This is a genomic window from Mammaliicoccus sp. J-M41, assembly GCF_022385935.1.
Classification (GTDB): Bacteria; Bacillota; Bacilli; order Staphylococcales; family Staphylococcaceae; genus Mammaliicoccus; species Mammaliicoccus sciuri_A.
In genome coordinates, this window is sequence record NZ_JAJNIR010000001.1 from 1 (window position 1) to 20,787 (window position 20,787).

The following is a 20,787-nucleotide window of genomic DNA, read 5'->3' on the forward strand; positions in this document are numbered from 1 at the left end:
TGATGACATTTAATGCATCTCCTCGTGTTGTTAATTTTGGTTGGCTGACCAAATATTATTCTAGCATGTAGAGATGCATTTTTTAATACAACGGTGAAACCATACTGTACCATACGCATAGCGTATGGTTTTAATTACACAAATAAAATACCCGCCAACGAAATGATTTTCATCGCATTGACGGGTACTTTATAATATTCAATTCATTTAGGAATGATTCTCTTGTAATTCCACATTTTTTTGTGCCCACTCTTCTAATGGTACAAGCGCTTGTGCTAATTCGTATCCTTTAGTTGTTAAATGATATTCAACTGATAGAGGCGTTGTTGTAACAACTTTCTTTTCAACTAATCCCCAATCACTTAATTCAGTTAATTTAAGAGATAATGCTCTAGGTGTAATACGTCTTAAGTCTCTTTTCATATCAGAAAAGTGAGCCGAACGTTCATCACAACGTGATAAATAATTAAGTATTAAACCATTCCAACTGCGTCCTATTACTTTAAAAGTTTCTTCCAAATAAGGACATACTTCCATGTTACTCACCTCTTTAACTTCTATATTGCCATTATACTACACTTTATATACAAAGTATATAATTTATACTTGTTATACGGTTTCAGTCCAAATATCAGCACCTAGTGCTTTTAATTTTTCAACAATACCGCTGTATCCTCTATGAATATGCTTCACATTATAAACCGTTGTAACGCCTTCAGACATTAATCCAGCAATTAATAAAGATGCTCCTGCTCTTAAATCACTTGCTGCTACACTTGCACCTGTCAATTGAGATGGATAATAGATAGCTGTGCCATTTTCTAAATTCACATTTGCACCCATTCTGATCAGTTCATCAACGTGTTTAAATCTTGCAGGATAAATCGTTTCTGTTATTTTACTTTGACCATTTGCTTTTAATAATAAAGGTGTAAATGGTTGTTGTAAATCTGTTGCAAAGCCAGGATAAACTGCAGTTTGTATATCAACAGGTTTATATTCATCTTTACCTTTAATAACAACTGAATCTTCACCTAAATCGATTTCAGTGCCCATTTCTCTTAATTTAGCGATTAATGGTTCTAAATGTAAAGGAATGATATTTTCGATGTACACTTCTTCACCCATGGCTGCTGCTGCACACATGTATGTACCTGCTTCTATTCTATCAGGAATAATTGTATGTTTTGTACCGTGCAAGGATTCTACACCTTCAATTTTCAATGTATCTGTACCTGCACCTCTAATTTTAGCGCCCATATTATTTAATAATGTCGCAACATCAACAATTTCAGGTTCTTTCGCTGCGTTTTCTATTACTGTTTTGCCTTTTGCTAAAGAAGCTGCCAACATTATATTGATCGTTGCACCAACACTCACAACATCCATAAATATTTTAGCGCCAACTAATTCTTCAGCTATTAAATACATCGCACCTTGTTCATTTGTTACTTTTGCACCTAGTGCTTCAAAGCCTTTAATATGTTGGTCAATTGGTCTAGGGCCTAAAGGACAGCCGCCAGGTAAACCAATCACACATTTTTTAAAACGTCCGAGCATAGCACCCATCATATAATAAGACGCTCTTAAAGATTGTACTTTATTGTTAGGTAAAGGTAGATTCACCGCATCGCTTGAATCAACGACAAGCTGATCACCATTTAATTCTGTTTTAATATTTAAATCACCAAGTAGGCTCATTAAAGTTTTGACATCTGAAATATCTGGTAGTCCATCTAATGTCACAACATCATTCGCCATTAAACTTGCTGGAATAAGTGCAACTGCACTATTTTTAGCACCACTTATTTGCACTTTACCATTTAATTTTTTACCACCATTTATTTTTATAACTTCTTGAGACATATGTTTACTCCTTTACTTCATCGTCTTAGAGAATGCATACTCTCTCAACATGAATAGATAATTATTTCCATTATATACTATTCAATAAGATAAACGCAAAAACATAAAAAGTAAATAGAAATGACATAATTTACTACGAAAGAAGTATTAAATTTTAAATTTTTGGCATTAAAATAAATTGAGTAAACGTATTGAATAAATATTCAATTTTTCTATAAAAACAGAAAAAACTACTACAAGCACGATGCTTGTAGTAGTTTGAATTTAATTAAAATTAAGCTTGGTTAGAAGTACCAAATTCTTGGATTTTACCTTTAACTGTTGCTTTAATTGCTTCACGAGCAGGTCCTAAGTATTTACGTGGATCGTAAACTTCGCTGTCGTTGTTTAACACTTCACGAACTGCTTTAGCAGATGCGATTTGGTTTTCAGTGTTAACATTGATTTTAGCTGTACCGAAAGTGATAGCTTTTTTGATATCGTGAGTTGGGATACCAGTACCACCGTGTAATACTAATGGTAAACCAGTTGAAGCACCGATTTCTTCCATTTCTTTGAAACCTAAGTTTGGTTCACCTTTGTAAGGTCCGTGTACTGAACCTAATGCAGGTGCTAAAGTATCAATACCAGTTCTTTCAACTAATTCTTGACATTCTTTAGGGTCAGCATAGATAACGCCTTCTGCAACTACGTCATCTTCTTGTCCACCAACAGTTCCTAATTCAGCTTCAACAGAAACACCGTTAGCATGAGCATATTCAACTACTTTAGAAGTAATTTCGATGTTTTCTTCGAATGGGTGATGAGATGCATCGATCATTACTGAAGTGAATCCAGCATCGATAGCTTCTTTACATTTTTCGAAACTTGAACCGTGGTCAAGGTGAATAGCAACTGGAATTGTAATGTTGTAATCTTCAATTAAACCTTCAACGATTTTAACGACAGTTTTGAAACCACCGATATAACGTCCAGCTCCTTCAGATACACCAAGGATAACTGGCGCATTTTCTTCTTGTGAAGCTTGAAGAATAGCTTGTGTAAATTCTAAGTTATTGATGTTGTATTGACCAACAGCATAACCGTTTTCTTTTGCTTTAATTAACATTTCTTTCATTGAAACTAAAGGCATTGAGTTTCCTCCTAATGTGCAAGGCACGAATTATTTACAAAGTTATTATATCAAACTTTGTGAATATATGCACCTTTTGAAAGCCCTATCCTAAATGTTTTCTTACAATTTTCATAACTTCTTCAATTGTAAACGGTTTCATTAGCACACCTGTAATATTTCCTTTTTTTAAAACTTCTAACTCGGTAGATGATTGAAATGCTGAAATGATATAAACTGGAAGATTGTTGTCAGATTTTCTAATTTCGGCAAATACTTCTTCCCCAGAAATTCCAGGCATTCTTTTATCTATAAAAATCAATTTATAAGTATTTTTATGAAATAATTCAATGCCCTCCGCTCCATTTTTAGCAGTATCTACATTAAATTGATTTAATTCCATAATTTCTTTTAATAATTGTCTAATATTCTTTTCATCATCTATAATAAGTACATCCATTGAAGATACCCCACTTTTTCTATAAAATAAATTTAATGACGTTAATAAGGAGAATACAAATTGCTTAAAATTTTTAATACACAATTAAATGGCATATTTAGTAAAATAGATGCCCAAATTGAAGAAATTGAAATCGCATCACAACTGCTTATGCAAGCAGCAAACGGTGAAGGCAAAATACGCATCAAAACTTTCGACGAAATCAATCATTTCCAAACATTTATGACTGATGGTAACGAAAGCTTTCCACATGCAGAAACACTCAATACTATAGATGATATCGAAAAGATCGACTCTACTGACCGCGTATTATTAGCCGGTACTTCTTTTACTGAAGAACTCAACGAATGGATTACAAAATTAAACGACCACGATATAGATTTTGTCGTAATAGCCAACAAAGATAAAGACAATAAGACACACGAATCACTCATGCATTATATTGACTTATCAACACCAAGAGCAATCATTCCAACCGCTGATTACAGTAAAATCATTACCCCACATCTTATGGCTTTAAATTATATATATTATATCATGTTTGCTGAAATGCATGAGATTACACAAGATTTGAATGAAGAAATTTAGTAGTAGTAGATAATGGGTCTGAATTTTACGAGTTGGGAGATAACGGAGGTTTTAGTTACAATTTTTATGAGTTTTGTAATTATGGGCTTCCATAGTTACACTTCTACCGACTTTTGTTACTATGGACCGCCTTAGTTACATTTCTTATGAGTTTTGTAATTATAGGCTTCCATAGTTACATTTCCGCCGACTTTTGTAATTAACACACCTGTTACGAACAAGTTTGGCGAAAAGTGTTCACAACGCAGCACTTAATATCCCACACATATTCATACAAAAAAGCGCCCTCTATCTAAAATACTTGAAAAAGTATTAGGATAAAGGGCGCTTTAAATATATATTATTTATTTTGAATGCTTGCTTCTACAAATCCTCTGAATAATTTTTGTGGACGTGTTGGTCTAGATAAGAATTCTGGATGGAATTGACATGCTACAAACCATGGGTGATTTTCTAATTCTACGATTTCTACTAATCTACCATCTGGGCTTGTTCCTGAGAATTTCATGCCTTTTTCTTCTAATCTTTCGCGATATTCGTTATTAAATTCATAACGGTGACGGTGTCTTTCGTCTACTTCTAATTCACCATAGACTTTATGTGCAATTGTTCCTTCTTCAATTTTACATGGATAAACACCTAATCTTAATGTGCCACCTAAATCTTCGATGTCTTTTTGTTCTGGTAATAAATCGATAATTGGATATGGTGTGTTTGGATCTAATTCAGCTGAATGTGCATCGTTTAATCCAACTACGTTTCTAGCGAATTCAACTGTTGCTAATTGCATACCTAAACAAATACCTAAGTATGGTACGTTGTTTTCACGTGCATATTGAATGGCTAATATCTTACCTTCTACACCTCTATCACCGAATCCGCCAGGTACTAAAATACCATCTACATCTGCAAGTTCTTTTTGATAGTTTGTTTCGTTTAATTTTTCAGAGTCAATCCACTTAATTTCAACATCTGATTTAAAATCATAACCAGCATGTTTTAAAGCTTCTGCAACTGATAAGTATGCATCTTGTAAACTAACATATTTACCTACTAAACCAATTTTCACTGAACCTTCTAAATTACGTACAGTGTCTAATAATTGGTTCCACTCTGTTAATTCCGCTTCTGGTGCAGCTTCTAAATCTAATCTTTCAATGACGATATCATCCATATGTTGTTCTTTTAAAGCTAATGGAATTTGATATAACGTATCAGCATCTCTACATTCAATGACTGCACGTTTGTTAATGTCACAGAATAATGCAATTTTATCTCTTAAATCTTGAGTCATTTCATATTCAGTACGTACCACAATTAAATCTGGTTGAATACCTAAACCTCTTAACTCTTTAACACTATGTTGTGTTGGTTTAGTCTTCATTTCACCAGCAGCTTTAATGTATGGAAGTAACGTACAATGGATGTACATAACGTTTTCACGACCAAGATCACTCTTGATTTGTCTAATTGCTTCTATAAATGGTAAAGATTCAATATCACCAGTTGTACCACCAATTTCAGTAATAACAACATCAGCATTTGTACTTTCACCAGCCATTAATAATCTTGATTTAATTTCATTTGTAATATGTGGGATAACTTGGACAGTACCACCTAAGAAATCTCCACGTCTTTCTTTTTTAAGTACGTGAGAATAAACTTTACCTGCCGTTACATTTGAATATTTATTAAGGTTAATATCAATAAATCTTTCATAATGTCCTAAGTCTAAGTCTGTTTCTGCACCATCTTCAGTTACAAAAACTTCACCATGTTGATATGGACTCATTGTACCTGGATCAACATTTAAGTATGGGTCGAACTTTTGAATCGTTACATTTAATCCTCTATTTTTAAGTAATCTCCCTAGTGATGCTGCTGTAATACCTTTACCAAGAGACGATACTACGCCACCTGTTACGAAAATGAACTTTGTCATGTTTGTACCTCCATTTATTTTTTAAAAAATAAAAAACGCTCCCACTTACATTATTTAAAATGTAAGGAGGGAGCGCTATATTTATACGATTGTCCTATTTAAAGGAGCCCAAATAAAATATTACCATCTTTTAAAGAAAAGTCAATTAAAATTCGTCTTCTTCGTCTTCCTCATCTTCGTCTTCTTCATCTACAACAAGACCCGCTTCATCTAATTCATCTTCTACGTCTTCGTCTTCAGGGTCTTCAGGATCATTTAAACCTTCTTCATCATCTTGATCAATTGTAATATCAAGATCTTTAGATTTATCTTCTTCCCCTAATAATGAAATTTCTGAATCAGCTTCATCGTCTTCGTCTAGAACGTTGAATTTTTGAATTGTTGGTGCGATTTTTTCTTCGATATCGTCAACTGAATACCAGTCACGAAGTCCCCAAATATTCTCACCCACACTTAAGAAGCGTCCATCAGTATTTAAGTCCGTATAGAATTGTAAAATACGGTTCTCAATTTCTGAATCATTATAATTACCTAAGCTTTTGAATTCGTCTATCATATCATATAAGTTTGTTTCTTTACCGTTCTCTGTTAATAAAATATAAGCCATTTCGATAAATGAATGCTCATCTACCATTTCTTTTGTGAAATCTTTTAATTTCATGCTTTACTCTTCCTTTCAACAATCGAACTATTGTCGCACATTAATATTTATAATCATAACAGTTTACGATTATAATTGACAAGATGATTTTTAGCAAATGTTAGTTAATACTTAATATATTTCATGAGTTTAATATAGTCCTCAGATTTTTGTATTTCTACAAATCGTGCTTTCTCACATAAAGGTTTCAATTTATTGTTTGAACCGAATAAAGTGATGTGTATTTCTTTCTTATCTTCAAACCTTCTTCTAACAAAAGTACTTAACTGTCTTAAAGCACTCTCTGCAATACCTTCTTTTCTTTCGTCTTCTTCAACTTCTATACTACGAATATCAAAATAATGATCTTTATCTTCTAATACGATGATACCTACTTTTTGATTATCTTTCATTAAATGTATATCGACAAATTCGTTATCTAAATCATCTTCATTTAATACAAGTTTCAATGAAGATACATATTTTGAATCTAAATCTAAATAATACAATCGTTCTTTACCTAATGGTCCTTCTTCTTTTGTAGCTGTATGCATAAAGCCAGCTCTTTCATATAAATTCCATGCTGCCTCATTTTCAGCATCTACTACTAAATATAAATGATCAAAATCAGGAAACACATGTTGAACATACTCAGGTAAATTCATCATTATAGTTGTGCCATACCCATTTCCTTGATACTTTTCATTGATTGATAATGAACGTATATATACAACATTATGCGGTGTATCATAACCTTCGTGTTGATAATACTTATGCAATACAAAGAAACCAACTATGTCGTCTTGATCGTTTACAACAACATTAGGTCTTCTATCAGGATCTTCGATAGCACCATCCAACACTTCTTTAGGCAATGAAGAATAAATTTGTTGTCGTTCGTTTAATTCAAAATCATATAGTGCCGTTCTCATATGTTCTTCAAATGGTTTAATGACGATTTCACCGAATGATTTAGCTTTCATGATTGATATCCTCCCGTTTGTTTATATATATCATAACGAATTTTACATTCATTGCGCAATTAAGAACCATAGAAAACGTAATTATCGTACACATGTTATTTTGATTTGGATGAGGGTAATAGAAATAAGACTGCATAATTTAAAGGGGGATATTAATGAAACAGTCAAAAGACAATACAGACAAGCATAATAATAAGACAACATTAGTATTTTGGGTATCAATGTCTATTATATTATTAGTGACTTTAACTGCTGGAATTTTTCCAAAAGGTTTTGGTAAATACGCTAACATATTATATACATTTATATCTAACAGTACAGGATGGTTATTCTTAATCATCGTATTCGTTTTAGATATCTTTTTAATAGGATTAGCTATAACGAGGTTTGGTCGATTTAAACTCGGTAGAGACGACGAAGAACCAGAATTCTCATTTATATCATGGGTCGGCATGTTATTCTCTGCTGGTCTCGGTGTCGGGATTGTATTCTGGGGCGTAGCTGAACCAATGACACATTACTTAAAATCACCACTTCCAAATGAAGTAGATGGCTCTACATTAGAATCAGCTCGACTTGCTATGGGTTATACATTTTTCCATTGGGGTATTTCACAATGGTCTATCTTTGCAATGGCAGGGCTTATCGTAGCTTACTTCCAATTTAGAAAAAGAAGAGACGGTTTAATATCTACAGCAATGGAACCTGTATTCGGTGAAACTTATAAGAAACCATACAGAAATGTTATCGATATCTTAGCGATAGTCGCAACTGTCATGGGTATTGCAACATCAATTGGTCTAGGAATAATGCAAATTGGTGGCGGACTTCATCATGTTTTTGATATTCCTAATAATAATTGGACTAAAATTATCATCACCGTCATTATGACTTTACTATTTCTTGGATCAGCAGCATCAGGTCTTAATAAAGGTGTTAAATGGCTAAGTAATGCTAACATATTTATTTGTTTTGCTTTACTTATATTTATACTTATTTTAGGACCGACACAATTTATATTTGAAACATTTACTGTTGCTATAGGTGACTATATTACAAACTTTGTACAATATAGTTTAAGATTAAATCCTTATGAAGGCGACAATTCTTGGATTCAACAATGGACTGTGTTCTATTGGGCATGGGTCATTGCTTGGTCTCCATTTATCGGAGGATTTGTAGCCAGAGTATCAAGAGGCAGAACGATTAGAGAATTTGTAATTGGCGTGTTAATTATTCCACCACTTATTTCATTTAGTTGGATTGCCACTTTTGGTGGAACGGCCATGTATTTAGTTATTAATAAAGGTGCTTCTATTGCGGAAGATGTTAAAGGAGATTATACAGTTGCACTATTCTCCCTATTATCAAACTTCCCATTTTACGAAGCAACAAGTATTCTAGCAATAATATTAATCTTCTTGTTCCTTGTTACAAGTGCAGATTCAACTACTTTTATCTTATCAAGCATGTCTGATAAAGGTTCAATCGTACCGCCATTCAAGTATAAATTAGTTTGGGGAACACTAATTGGTGCCATTTCAGTTGCCATGACATTAGCAGGTGGTTTAGAAAGTTTACAAACAGCTTCTGTCGTAGCCGGCCTACCATTCGCATTTATACTATTCTTAATGATGTTCTCTATTATGAAAGCATTACGTAGAGAACCATCTAAACATTTCAAAATGACTTATATAGATGATGACACAGATTTCTCCAAGTCATTAGAAGAACGCGAAGAAGAAGAAAAATAATTAAAAAAAGCACCATTCATTGTTTCATCAATGAATGGTGCTTTCTTTTATTGTCGTAATTTCATATATTAAAACGAATGTATCGAAAAATATACCCAATAGACGATGATCCATATGATTAACCATAGTAATATTTTGATATATTGATTAACGTTTTTAAACACAATGTGACTGAGTACATATGCCAGATAGCTCGTTAATATAAACCTCAAGAGTCTTGCAATGAAACTTACGAGTATAAATACAATAAAAGATATACCTTCGTGATAGCTCATCATTGCATAAAGTTTATATGGAACACCAAACAATGGTGCTTCTATTAATCCGAGCACTCCTTTATCTTCTAATGAATGTATCACATGTTCTATCATATAAGGATGAATACCAGGAATCTTAATCATGATCATTTCAACAAAGTTCAAATGTTGAATTGAAATAATGTAAACGATGATACCACCTAGAACTGCACCTACAATTGCAATCAAATTTGCACATAATAATTTAAATTTACTTTTTTGTTTGATTGCATAATAAGTTAAAGCTACATCAGGGATAATAAAGAATACAATCGCTTCAAGAAAAGCCCATATAAATATGATTACCATTCTTTAAAATCACCTTCATTTCTAAGTTCATTCATTCGTTCATTAAGCTCATCCATAAATGCTTTTCTATTCTCATTAAATAAAAATGGACGTCCTACAAAAATATCAACAAAGAATGGTACAAATAGTTTTGAGCCTTTCGGTAATGATTTGCCTAACCCATGTAGAAACAAAGGTTGTATCGGAATGTTTGGTCGTTCTCTCATTAAATAATAAATCCCGGATTTATATTTTGATAACTTTTCAGGTTCTCCTCTACTTCCCTCTGGATATAGTATGATAATACTCCCCTCATCTAAAGCATCCACAATTGGTTCAAATAATCCTTTAATATCTCGCGTCATTTTTCGCTCTATTGGTATGATTCTCATAATATTCATAGAAAACCATTTTAATAGTTTGTTTTTCAGAAAATAATCACCTGCAGCTACAGGTCGTGCTTTCTTAAATCCTTCTCCTTGAAAAAGTGAAAGTAGTACAAGTGTATCTAAATGTGAATTATGGTTGGCAATAATCACAATAGGACCTTTTTTAGGTAACCATTCTCGTCTACGTATATTTAATCCTAAAACAATTAAAATAATTGGCTTAATGATACATGTAAATATAATGAGTCTTAACATATCGGTTCACCCCTTAAAAGTAAAAGAACCTTACAAAGTGGAAGAAGAGTGGCGCTGTGTATGTTAAAGAATCTACTCTATCCAAAATACCGCCATGACCAGGTATTGTTTGAGAAGTATCTTTAATATTTAAATCTCTTTTTAAAGCTGAAATATTCACATCTCCCACAAATCCCATAATACTAATATATAAACCTGCTACAATCATGCCTAATAATGTGAATGGCGTAAGTAATGGTGCTAAACATAAAGATAGAATTGTCGTTGAAATAATCCCCCCAACAAAACCTTCCCAAGTCTTGTTCGGACTCACTTTAGGTACAATTTTGTGTTTACCAAATGCTTTACCGAACAGAAATTGAAAGACATCATTTGCTTGCGTTAATATAACTAAAAATAAAACAAGGCTTGCACCGGGTACTGAACTTTTTTCGCCAGGTAAGACAATTAAGTATGCTAAATGACTTAAACTAAACACCATCAGCATCATGCCCCATTGTACAGATCCCATTGATTGTAAAAACCCTTTTGTTTCGCCTATCAATATTGCTTGTATCGGTATAAATAAGAACATATATACCGGTATAAAAATAATAAACATACCATAAAATCCAAAATAGATAAATGTAAATTGAATTGGTATAGATAAGTACGCCCAGAATAATACGGCTCTATGACTACGATTTGTAGGTATTAAAGAAAAATACTCTTTCAAAGCTAAAAAGCAAAGTAAGCCAAGAAAAATTAATGACACAGTAGAGTGAATAACTAAAGCAATTGTAAAGATAATACACATACTCCACCATGATTTAATTCTTAATCTAATTTCAGTGAAATCTTTTTCAGGATATCGTTTCGTTAAATAAATACTAATCAAACTGGATAATACGAGTACGATAAATACCCCAATCATAACAATCAGCATTTCTGAAGATATCTTCCCTAAGTTCATGATTTAACCTCCTTTAACCCTTTTGTTATTCGATTATAAATATTGATTAACATGAGTATTGAACAAATATAGAACACAAAATGTAAATAAGGAATGATATTTAAATGAACAAAAATCAAGATACTGATGAAACCTACAATAAATGCTCGGTCACTTTTACCCATCGGACCGTCATATCTTCTTGAACTACCGATCACTTGAACAGTTACACCAGCCATTTCACTTATGATTGATAAACTGATAAACAACATAATACCTATTCCATAATCTTCAGCAATAAACACGAATGGTATAAATAAAAATAAATCACTTATAACATCCCCTATTTCATTCAACAATAACCCTAAGTGAGATTTCATTTGATATTTTTTTGCCATTACACCATCAATTGCATTTAAAGCCATTCTTACAAACATCACGATTGGCATTAAAATATAAATCCATTTGTTTTCATGAAATATACTTAAAATAATTCCTGTTACGATAGATAGCAGTAATGCTAATATTGTAACTTGATTTGGGGTCATTCCGATTTTTCTCATCCAGTCAACGATAGGCATTAACAGTTGCTGAAATTTCGGTTTTATTTCGTATATGCTAATCAAAATATAACCTCCCTCATTTATACTTGGTATCATCTTATCATGTAATTATACAATTTTTACAATATATTTCTAAAAAGCATTAGTTTATCATATACAATTTTTTATAGTATAATAACGATAATTATTTACTTTTCTAGATGAGGTGTTCGTGTGAAAATTGGTATTGATGCCGGTGGTACTTTAATTAAAGTCGTAACCGAATTAAATAATGAAAGAACGTATCAAAAATGGTTAGCAACTGACATTGATCAAGTTGCAGATTGGTTAAATCAATTAGATGATGTTGAAGTATCGATTACAGGTGGTAAAGCACAATACTTAGACTCATGCATCAAACATCAAGCGAAACGTAGTATTGAATTTGATGCGACTTATAAAGGGATTCAAATATTTTTAAAAGAAAACAATATAGACCTTGAAACATATATATTCTCAAATGTCGGTACAGGTACTTCTATTCATTATGCTACTACTGATCATCAAGAGCGTGCAGGCGGTACAGGAGCTGGTGGCGGTATGATACAAGGGTTAAGTTATTTACTGACTCAAATTAGTGATTATGACGAACTTGTTCAAACAGCTTTAAATGGGGATCGAGATAAAATAGATTTAAAAGTTAAACATATTTATAAAGGTGATAACACCCCTATTTCTGGAGAATTAACTGCTGCTAACTTTGGACATGTATTACAACATATGAACGATGCATTTCCAAATGCTGATCGATTAGCAGCTGTAATGGGTATTGTTGGAGAAACAGTCACAACCGTATCCATTCATGCCGCAAGACAATACAATACAGAAAATGTTGTGTTTATAGGATCTTCATTTGTTAAAAATGAACTACTCAAAAATATTGTCGTTGATTACACGATTTTAAGAGGTCTAAAACCACACTTCATTGAAAATGGTGAATTTTCAGGAGCGCTCGGTTCAATATATTGTTAAACATTAAGGAGTATTAATATGAAAATTATAGAACCTAAACTACACAATGATTTTGAATATGAAGAAGAAAAAGATGTAATACTCTATCAGTCTTCGTATGACTTGTACTTTGATAAAGCATTAATTCAATTAGATGAAGAAACGAGTCAAATCGATACAATGTATTTCAATCAATGTACATTTGAATCTGTTGATTTCACTAAAATTCACGGATTAGATATTATATTTAAAGGATGCGACCTTTCAAACTGTATATTCAGCGAAGTCTCTCTTAATAGAGTACACTTCAAAGACTGTCGTATGATTGGTGCTAACTTTACGGGTATTAAACTCAAGCATGTACAATTTTCAAATTGTCAGTTGAAAATGAGTCAATTTCAAAATTGTAACTTAGATCACGTTTTATTTAACGATAATCAAATGTCAGAAACTTACCTTTCATTCTGTACTCAAAAATCTGTCGCAATTGAAAGATGTGCATTAGAGTCTCTTGAAGTCGTTGAAACATCATTAAAAGACATTGATTTATCGTCCAATACAATCGAACAACTTGTTGTCCAACCTAACGACTTAAAAGGTGCAACAGTTTCTGAATATCAAGCATATGATATACTTCCGTTATTCGGGGTTAACGTAACATCAAACTAGAAGGTGACACTATGAATCAAATGATAGACATTTTAAAACGCTTTGGATTAAGTGAATATGGCTCTAAAGCTTATATCGCCCTTGTTCAAAATCCAGGCATAACAGCTTATAAACTTAGTGAAATATCAAGCGTACCACGTTCAAAAATTTATGAAGCACTCAATAAACTTGATGAACAAGGACTCGCTTATTTCAATTTACAAGACCAAAAGAAATACTACTATGCCTTATCACCAAAACAGACCATTCAACTATTTGAAAAAAAGCAAAACGAAGAACTCCTTCAACTGGAACAAGAAATCAATAAATTAAACATTGTAACAGATAATGCACCTATTCAAATAGAAGTCTTAACAAATGAATCAACAATCATCGATACCGTAACATCTGCCATTAAACAAGCTAAAAGACAAATAACCGTTTCAATATGGCCAGACTTATATGACATCTTAACAAACCATGTCTCAGAAGATATCCATATTCAAGGAATTACATTCCAAGTCGACCAACCCGGCTATGATCTCATCAATCACCGTTATACAAACTACGTCAAAAGTTCATTAGCACTTAAACCATTTGTCGTAATCGTAGACGATGAACACATGATTTACGGACAAACAGCAGAATCAAATATGCGCGCTTATATCAGTTATGACCACACACAAATAAAAATGATGAAAGACTACATTTGGCATGACGTCTTAGTCAATAAATATATTAATAAATTTGAAGAAGATATAGAAGACGAAATAACCCTTAAGAGAAAAACCTTTTTCTCTTAAGGGTTATTATTTGGGATAAATGATTTTACTACGTTGGGATGAAGTAACTACCTTAGTAGTTACTAATAATGTATCAAACAATCTTCCCACCGTCAACACGAATCGGTAAATATAATTTTTTCAACTTATGACCATTACGGTCGAGGTAAACGACTTTCAATTTATGTTTACCTTTAATATTATCAAGGTTAGTGCTAAAACTTAAACGAGCTTCATATTTATCATAAGTCACACTAGCTGTTTTATATTTACTATTTTTCAATTCATATTTTCCGCCACTTGTATCATATAAATCATCAACAAGTAAAATGAATGCTCCATCTAAGTTTTTTTCAAATTCATCTTTCGAACCTTTATTTTTCAAAATGGTCATATCCATATCTATTGTTATTTCATTACTAACAGTATGCGCATCTAAATTACTGATTTTTAACTTGCCTACACTTATTTCATGATTATGATTTAATTGAATCTCCTCTTTTTTTAATTCGTAATCTGTAAATTTTTCATTTGCCTTTACATATTGACGATACCCTATTGAACCAATACTGATAATTAGAACGACTAAAACGGTAATGACGAGTGTTTTTTCATAGTTATTCACCTACTTTGATGACTTTTTCTTCGCTGCTTAATCTATATACGTATGTAATCAATACAAGATAAATCGATATACAGAATAAACTCGGTAAAAATTGTGAATTATATATACCATAAGATATTAATAAGAAATGTATAGGCGTTACAATTATATCGACTATCATGAATTCAGTAATGGCATAAAATAGTGTATGAAGAATGAAAGGTATAAACATAACGATAACTTTCTCACCAAAATATAATAGTAATGATATTGAGAATACATTTGTTACTATGCCCCATAAACCTACAAACACAATTAATGATAATATAAATATTGTTGGATAATCATAATACAAAGAAATGATCATTGGATTATCTGAAAAAATGCCACCGAACTGTTTAAGTACAATGTCAGGTTTTATATTTGGTAAAATCATAAACATTCCTAAAAAATTTATTAAAAGTGGTAAAGTTACCATAATAAACGATACGAAACTCGAATAAATTAATGTTTTAAACTTTGATTTTAAATTTAATTTATAAAATAACGTACTAACGCCAATTGAAATGACCAATGGCATAATCCCTACATATAAAATAGATAATAATGAGTCACCTTTAATCATGATATTTTCTGTGTAAGGCGTATACTCTAGTAGTTGATATTCCTCATGCTGTATTTTGACATTCCATAAATGAATAATAGATATTGAACATAAAAGTAGAAAAGAAATTACAAATTGCCATTTATAAATGATTAATTTTAAGTACTTTAACATATCAACCGCCTCCAATTACTATAATTTACCATTTTTTGATTTATTATAACCTCCAGTTAGTATTTTTACAACAATCGAATAATATTATATTATTAATTACAATTAATTCGAAAGACAAAAAAAGACGCTTGCTTTATAGCGAGCGTCTTTTTTAATTACATTTATTTAATTATTTAACAAGGCATTGCGTTTAAAATGGCTTTTGGATCTGTTACTGTACCGATCACACCTGATTTTAAGTTGATTCCTAATGCGATGTCTTCTTGTTTCAAGTCTTCTAACCATTCTTCGAAGACTTCTGTTTCTACTTCAATAATATCGTATTCTTCAAAGTCATCACGATGTACTTTTTCTGCTAATTTGCGTGTACTCCATACTGTCATCATGTTTGGTAGACTTGCATCTTCTTCTGATACGATAATGAATTGTTTTTGTCCTTTGACTGTTAACCCGTAAACATAGTTTTCGTTACAAATGTCTTCTGCAAATTCATCTATTCGGATATCATCTAGTTCACTCATGATTTCTTCTATGAATGGAATTGCTTCTACTTTTATTCCGTTATCTTCTGCTGATTTGTCCACAATGAATTGATCGCCTTCATCAAGGATATCATCCATTTCATATGTAACAAATCTATCTAAATCTAACTCCATAATTTTATCGTATTTAGTAATTTCATACGATTTCAAATATGACTCTGCACTTTCTTTCGTTGACCAAATCAGACGAAAATCAGTATCGCCGTCTCTTAAGATTTTACGGTCATTTAGCACAACATAAAATCTTTCTTTTGTTAATATTTGTTTAAATTTAGACATATCCTGGATAGCCATTCTACCACCCTTTTCTTTATATTTAATCCCAATAAAATATATTATACGTATTAGGTATAAGTCAATATAAAAGAAGTTAAATTGTAAAAAAATTTTCATTTATTTTGACTACTTAATGTATCTAGAAAAAGTTGCTCTTGCTCTAATGCTTTTTCTTCAGTTTCTGCATGCCAAATTCCAACAAATCTTGATTTTACGTTGTCTTTACCGAAATAGTCACCATCATAGTATGCAAGTGGATAGAGGTAGCCATTTTTGATGAATTTTTCTATTGTATTGATGAAATGCGTGTTATCTCCTGTAGAATGATAACTTAGAAATTTATGAAAGCCTTCATGTAAACGATCTTTCAGTAATAACATACTTGTTGAACCATTTTGTCTGAAGTTTAAATCAATGGCATATACGTCATGGTTTTTATCTACGAGCAGGTCAAACCCTGATACGCCTTTATAACCATGCTCAACACCATTTTTCATAATTCCATATCCTGCATCTATAACACTTTGTGGTACATGATTTGAATTAACATTACCATTGTAGAAGCCGTATTCATCTGTAAGCTGTTTTACAGCACCTATATATTGTATACCCGTCTTTTCACTATATACGTATTGAACACAATAATTATCAATTTCTTCAATAAATTGTTCGATGATAATGTATTTTGTATCTGATGCTTCTTTAATTCTATCAGTTGCTTTCTTTAAATCCGCTTCATTATAACAAATCATTACACCATACCCACCTGCAGTAGGTAACTCGTCTCCCGGTTTAATGACTAATGGTAAATCCCAGTTTTGAATAGCTTGTTCAAATTCTTCTGCTTTCACAATTTCACGTTTCGGTAAATATTTACCACCCGTCCATTGTTCAATTTTAGATTTATTATTTAAATCTATAAATTTAGGTTTATAAACGGCATATTCTTCATCTTTACATAAATGTTGACCATGTATGTATTGGAAAAATATTTTTTTATTGTCAGCTGTTAACTGTTGTAGTAAATGTTCATATTGCGTTCTATCTTTAAAAGTATATATATTGCTCGGAATATCCACATTTACTAATTTTAAAATTCTTTTAACATTATCTGTTAAACATGCTTCATGAACGATCATGGGCATATTACTAATAATCATTTCTCTTGCTGTTAAAAAATTAGATTGTGCTTCTTCAGCTTTTAACCAAGGATTATCTTCATACGAAGGTCTCGCATTATATACAATATCTTCTTCATACAAATCTCTTAACGTTAAATTGAGTGGTTTCCTATATTCTTTGTTCATAACAAGTTCTCCCTTAATGTTTGATGATGCTCAATAATTTCTTTTCTAAGGGATACATTCTCTATAAGTTCTAATCCCATTGATGCTAATATTTTCGCACCGTTAATTAATGCCTTATCACCCTTTGTACTTGCAGCAGCTTGGCAAAATTCTTTCGTATGGCCGACTAAATTTGATGGTCCAATTTTAATGTGTGGATGAATAGTCGGTACGATATGACTTACATTCCCCGTATCAGTAGAACCAAAACCAAAATCGTCATCAATGACTTCTTCGCCAACTTGTTCGGCGTGCTTTCTAAATAATTCGTCTAGTGGTTTATTAATTACGAATTCATTCACACCATTTTGAATTGGTCTTAATTCATATGTACCTCCTGTTTGTATAGCTGCTCCTTCAGCTATTTTTCTCACTTTATCAGTAAGAATATCTAGTTCTTTACGTGAAGTGGCACGCGTGTAAAAACGTGCATGTGTAAAGTCAGGAATAATATTCGCTGCTTCACCACCATTTAATATGACACCATGCACTTTATCTGTCTTTTTAATTTGTTGTCTTAACATGCTCACCCCATTAAAGAAAGATAACATAGCATCTAACGCATTAACCGCTTCAAAAGCATTTTCAGAGGCATGAGCGCTTCGTCCATAGAATTTAACATCAAATACATCTACAGCTAATGAAGGCACTGTCACGTACGTCTCATGGCCAGGATGGACCATTAGTGCAATATCAATATTATCGATAATACCAGCTTTCACATAAGTTGCTTTTGCACTACCATTAATACCCCCTTCTTCAGCAGGACAACCTAACACGACAACTTTTCCTCCGACTTGATCAATCACTTTAGACAAACTGATACCTGCTAACACACTTGAAGTCCCAATTATATTATGACCACACGCATGACCAAGACCAGGTAATGCATCATATTCTGCTAAATATGCAATAGTTGGTCCTTCTTTTCCTGAGTCATATGTTGCAATGAAACCTGTCGGATGCTTCGCAATATTCTTCTCTATCTTAAAATGATGACTCTTTAATTGATCGCTTAATAAACGTGATGCAAATACTTCTTCATTTCCTAACTCAGGACGCTCATGAATTTGATGACTCATTGATAAATATAAATGTCTATTTTGTTCTATATAATTAATAATATTTTGCGATAAGTTACTCATTAATGATTCACCTTTCCATTATAAAAGCGCACTTCTTGTAAGGAGTGCGCCAATCGTTCTTTTATCTTCCAGTAACAAACTGTAGGAATTGGCACCTTTCCATTATGGGAGGTTGCTGGACTTCATCGGGCCCTTCCCTCAGTCTCTCTTGATAATTCGTATGAAATTTGAATTTAATTCTAACTGTCTAACTCGGATATGTCAATGATTTGTTGCAATATCATTGGAATTTAAGTACCATTTTTCTGCTTTTTTCTCGAATTCTTTAATCATGCTGTCTTTTCCTTTATAGTACTGTTCACTGTCATCAGGAAATTCAATGACTAAGTCATGCTTGAGACGACTATATCTTTCTCTTTCACCATTGAAAGCTCTTAAATAATCTCTAAAGGACAATAATCTTAAAATATGTGGGCTACCTTCATCATAAATATGTAAATGGTGAGAAACTGCACCGTAATGATCATATTTTTTGAAATATCGATTACCGATAACACCACGTTCTCCTTTAGACTCATATCCTAAAGCTGATAATTCATGTGTAAATTCATCAATCGATTTACTATCTTTGACAACTATTAATATATCTATAATCGGCTTCGCAGATAATCCAGGAATAGCCGTTGATCCTATATGTTCAATGCTGATACTATGTTCTTTCAATAACGACTGTAAATATTTTTTCTCTTCAAGAAAAAGGTGTTGCCATATACTGTCGTAAGGGACTACACGTAAACGTTCCATCTCATCACCTAATTTCAGAATAATTTATTAATATTATCTTATAAAGTAACATAGAAAGAAAGTAAAAGAAATCTGAATTGATTGTTTTTTCAAAATTAACTTGATATAATGATGCCGAAATCAAAGGAGGAATCTTCATGACAAAAATGAATGTAGAAAGTTTTAATTTAGATCATACGATAGTAGACGCACCATTTGTGAGACTTGCAGGAATCAAAGAAGGACTTAATGGTGATGTTATTCATAAATATGATATTCGATTTAAACAACCTAACAAAGAACATATGGAAATGCCTGCATTACATTCCTTAGAACATTTAATGGCTGAGAACATTAGAAACCATACAGACAAAGTGGTAGACGTAAGTCCAATGGGATGTCAAACAGGATTTTATGCTTCATTCATCAATCATGACGATTATGATGACGTACTCGCTATATTAGAAGCAACACTTAAAGACGTAGAACAAGCAACAGAAGTCCCAGCATGTAACGAAGTACAATGCGGATGGGCAGCAAGCCATTCATTAGAAGGCGCACGACAACTAGCAACTGAATTTTTAGCAGAACGCGATAATTGGAAAAATATCTTTAAAGAAGATTAATGAGGAAAGCCCAGGATATGACCTGGGCTTTTTTATGTTGGAATGGCGGGGCGTTGTGAACACTTTCGGGTAAACTTGTTTATAACGGGGGCTTTAGTTACAAAAATCAGTCAAAGTGTTACTACGGACTGCATTAGTTACAAAACTCGCGCGAAGTGTTACTAAGGAACGCCTTAGTTACAAAACTCGGCCGAAGTGTTACTAAGGGCCCCCTTAATTACAAAACTCGGCCGAAGTGTTACTATGGGCCGCCTTAATTAC

At 32.4% G+C, this 20,787-nt stretch carries 23 protein-coding genes and 1 riboswitch; of the genes, 6 read left to right on the plus strand and 17 right to left on the minus strand.

What is annotated here, in order from left to right; translation table 11 throughout:
• Positions 1–207: 207 nt before the first annotated feature.
• From LQ686_RS00005 to LQ686_RS00020, 4 genes are all read right to left on the minus strand, one after another.
• Positions 208–537 (minus strand): winged helix-turn-helix transcriptional regulator, encoded by a 330-nt coding sequence (locus LQ686_RS00005; RefSeq protein WP_025904464.1) that lies wholly within the window; start codon positions 535–537, stop codon positions 208–210.
• Between the two features lie 72 nt (positions 538–609).
• Positions 610–1,866 (minus strand): UDP-N-acetylglucosamine 1-carboxyvinyltransferase, encoded by a 1,257-nt coding sequence (locus LQ686_RS00010; RefSeq protein ID WP_037589788.1) that lies wholly within the window; start codon positions 1,864–1,866, stop codon positions 610–612.
• 274 nt (positions 1,867–2,140) lie between these two features.
• Positions 2,141–2,998, minus strand: a complete 858-nt coding sequence (fdaB, locus tag LQ686_RS00015; protein ID WP_025904462.1) for a class IIb fructose-bisphosphate aldolase FdaB — start codon at positions 2,996–2,998, stop codon at positions 2,141–2,143.
• 85 nt (positions 2,999–3,083) lie between these two features.
• Positions 3,084–3,437, minus strand: coding sequence for a response regulator (locus LQ686_RS00020; RefSeq protein WP_103362087.1), 354 nt, complete (start codon positions 3,435–3,437; stop codon positions 3,084–3,086).
• A 60-nt stretch (positions 3,438–3,497) separates the two neighbouring features.
• Here LQ686_RS00020 and LQ686_RS00025 point away from each other — a divergent pair, with 60 nt between their 5' ends.
• A complete protein-coding gene (locus LQ686_RS00025) occupies positions 3,498–4,025 on the plus strand; it encodes a DUF2529 family protein (RefSeq protein ID WP_103362088.1) in 528 nt (175 codons plus the stop codon).
• Between the two features lie 340 nt (positions 4,026–4,365).
• Here LQ686_RS00025 and LQ686_RS00030 read toward each other — a convergent pair whose 3' ends face one another.
• The 3 genes from LQ686_RS00030 to LQ686_RS00040 all read right to left on the minus strand — a co-directional run bounded on the left by LQ686_RS00030 (position 4,366) and on the right by LQ686_RS00040 (position 7,593).
• Positions 4,366–5,967: a CTP synthase gene (locus LQ686_RS00030; RefSeq protein ID WP_025904459.1), complete on the minus strand. Its 1,602-nt coding sequence runs from the start codon at positions 5,965–5,967 to the stop codon at positions 4,366–4,368.
• Between the two features lie 145 nt (positions 5,968–6,112).
• A complete protein-coding gene (rpoE, locus tag LQ686_RS00035; protein WP_037589792.1) occupies positions 6,113–6,628 on the minus strand; it encodes a DNA-directed RNA polymerase subunit delta in 516 nt (171 codons plus the stop codon).
• 104 nt (positions 6,629–6,732) lie between these two features.
• On the minus strand, positions 6,733–7,593 hold the full coding sequence (locus LQ686_RS00040; RefSeq protein WP_162841896.1) for a GNAT family N-acetyltransferase: 861 nt from the start codon (positions 7,591–7,593) through the stop codon (positions 6,733–6,735).
• Between the two features lie 152 nt (positions 7,594–7,745).
• Here LQ686_RS00040 and LQ686_RS00045 point away from each other — a divergent pair, with 152 nt between their 5' ends.
• Positions 7,746–9,344 (plus strand): BCCT family transporter, encoded by a 1,599-nt coding sequence (locus LQ686_RS00045; protein WP_025904456.1) that lies wholly within the window; start codon positions 7,746–7,748, stop codon positions 9,342–9,344.
• Between the two features lie 68 nt (positions 9,345–9,412).
• Here the strand turns inward: LQ686_RS00045 and LQ686_RS00050 are convergent, their stop codons facing one another.
• Genes LQ686_RS00050 through LQ686_RS00065 form a run of 4 tightly spaced genes read right to left on the minus strand, consistent with a single transcriptional unit; the run spans position 9,413 to position 12,129 of the window.
• Entirely contained in the window at positions 9,413–9,949 is a 537-nt protein-coding gene (locus LQ686_RS00050) for a YqaA family protein (RefSeq protein WP_103362090.1), read from the minus strand.
• The gene (locus LQ686_RS00055; protein WP_065381668.1) at positions 9,943–10,572 is read right to left on the minus strand and encodes a lysophospholipid acyltransferase family protein; all 630 of its coding nucleotides are present in this window, start codon (positions 10,570–10,572) and stop codon (positions 9,943–9,945) included. Before LQ686_RS00055 ends, LQ686_RS00050 begins: the two co-directional genes overlap by 7 nt.
• A gap of 13 nt (positions 10,573–10,585) precedes the next feature.
• Complete coding sequence (locus LQ686_RS00060) at positions 10,586–11,524, minus strand: phosphatidate cytidylyltransferase (protein WP_025904453.1); 939 nt, start codon at positions 11,522–11,524, stop codon at positions 10,586–10,588.
• Positions 11,521–12,129 carry a CDP-alcohol phosphatidyltransferase family protein gene (locus tag LQ686_RS00065; RefSeq protein ID WP_198052267.1) on the minus strand — a complete coding sequence of 203 codons (609 nt, stop codon included), beginning with the start codon at positions 12,127–12,129 and terminating at the stop codon, positions 11,521–11,523. Before LQ686_RS00065 ends, LQ686_RS00060 begins: the two co-directional genes overlap by 4 nt.
• Positions 12,130–12,279: 150 nt before the next feature.
• Between LQ686_RS00065 and coaW the strand changes: the two genes are divergently transcribed.
• The 3 genes from coaW to LQ686_RS00080 are packed head-to-tail and all read left to right on the plus strand — an operon-like array spanning position 12,280 to position 14,507.
• Positions 12,280–13,077 (plus strand): type II pantothenate kinase, encoded by a 798-nt coding sequence (gene coaW, locus LQ686_RS00070; RefSeq protein WP_103362091.1) that lies wholly within the window; start codon positions 12,280–12,282, stop codon positions 13,075–13,077.
• An 18-nt stretch (positions 13,078–13,095) separates the two neighbouring features.
• Complete coding sequence (locus LQ686_RS00075) at positions 13,096–13,725, plus strand: pentapeptide repeat-containing protein (RefSeq protein ID WP_103362092.1); 630 nt, start codon at positions 13,096–13,098, stop codon at positions 13,723–13,725.
• An 11-nt stretch (positions 13,726–13,736) separates the two neighbouring features.
• Positions 13,737–14,507, plus strand: coding sequence for a TrmB family transcriptional regulator (locus LQ686_RS00080; protein ID WP_103362093.1), 771 nt, complete (start codon positions 13,737–13,739; stop codon positions 14,505–14,507).
• A gap of 73 nt (positions 14,508–14,580) precedes the next feature.
• Here LQ686_RS00080 and LQ686_RS00085 read toward each other — a convergent pair whose 3' ends face one another.
• The 6 genes from LQ686_RS00085 to LQ686_RS00110 form a co-directional block, all read right to left on the minus strand.
• A complete protein-coding gene (locus tag LQ686_RS00085) occupies positions 14,581–15,111 on the minus strand; it encodes a hypothetical protein (RefSeq protein ID WP_204175933.1) in 531 nt (176 codons plus the stop codon).
• On the minus strand, positions 15,104–15,868 hold the full coding sequence (locus tag LQ686_RS00090; protein WP_103362095.1) for a hypothetical protein: 765 nt from the start codon (positions 15,866–15,868) through the stop codon (positions 15,104–15,106). Before LQ686_RS00090 ends, LQ686_RS00085 begins: the two co-directional genes overlap by 8 nt.
• A 173-nt stretch (positions 15,869–16,041) precedes the next feature.
• Positions 16,042–16,704: a DUF2750 domain-containing protein gene (locus LQ686_RS00095; protein WP_103360672.1), complete on the minus strand. Its 663-nt coding sequence runs from the start codon at positions 16,702–16,704 to the stop codon at positions 16,042–16,044.
• Between the two features lie 95 nt (positions 16,705–16,799).
• A complete protein-coding gene (ldmS, locus tag LQ686_RS00100) occupies positions 16,800–17,993 on the minus strand; it encodes an L-aspartate--L-methionine ligase LdmS (RefSeq protein WP_103360673.1) in 1,194 nt (397 codons plus the stop codon).
• The gene (locus tag LQ686_RS00105; RefSeq protein ID WP_025904444.1) at positions 17,990–19,177 is read right to left on the minus strand and encodes a M20 family metallopeptidase; all 1,188 of its coding nucleotides are present in this window, start codon (positions 19,175–19,177) and stop codon (positions 17,990–17,992) included. Before LQ686_RS00105 ends, ldmS begins: the two co-directional genes overlap by 4 nt.
• Before the next feature lie 58 nt (positions 19,178–19,235).
• Positions 19,236–19,335: riboswitch (SAM riboswitch) on the minus strand.
• A 43-nt stretch (positions 19,336–19,378) separates the two neighbouring features.
• Positions 19,379–19,921 carry a GrpB family protein gene (locus LQ686_RS00110; protein ID WP_025904443.1) on the minus strand — a complete coding sequence of 181 codons (543 nt, stop codon included), beginning with the start codon at positions 19,919–19,921 and terminating at the stop codon, positions 19,379–19,381.
• 137 nt (positions 19,922–20,058) lie between these two features.
• Between LQ686_RS00110 and LQ686_RS00115 the strand changes: the two genes are divergently transcribed.
• Positions 20,059–20,526, plus strand: a complete 468-nt coding sequence (locus LQ686_RS00115; RefSeq protein ID WP_103360675.1) for an S-ribosylhomocysteine lyase — start codon at positions 20,059–20,061, stop codon at positions 20,524–20,526.
• Positions 20,527–20,787 lie beyond the last annotated feature (261 nt).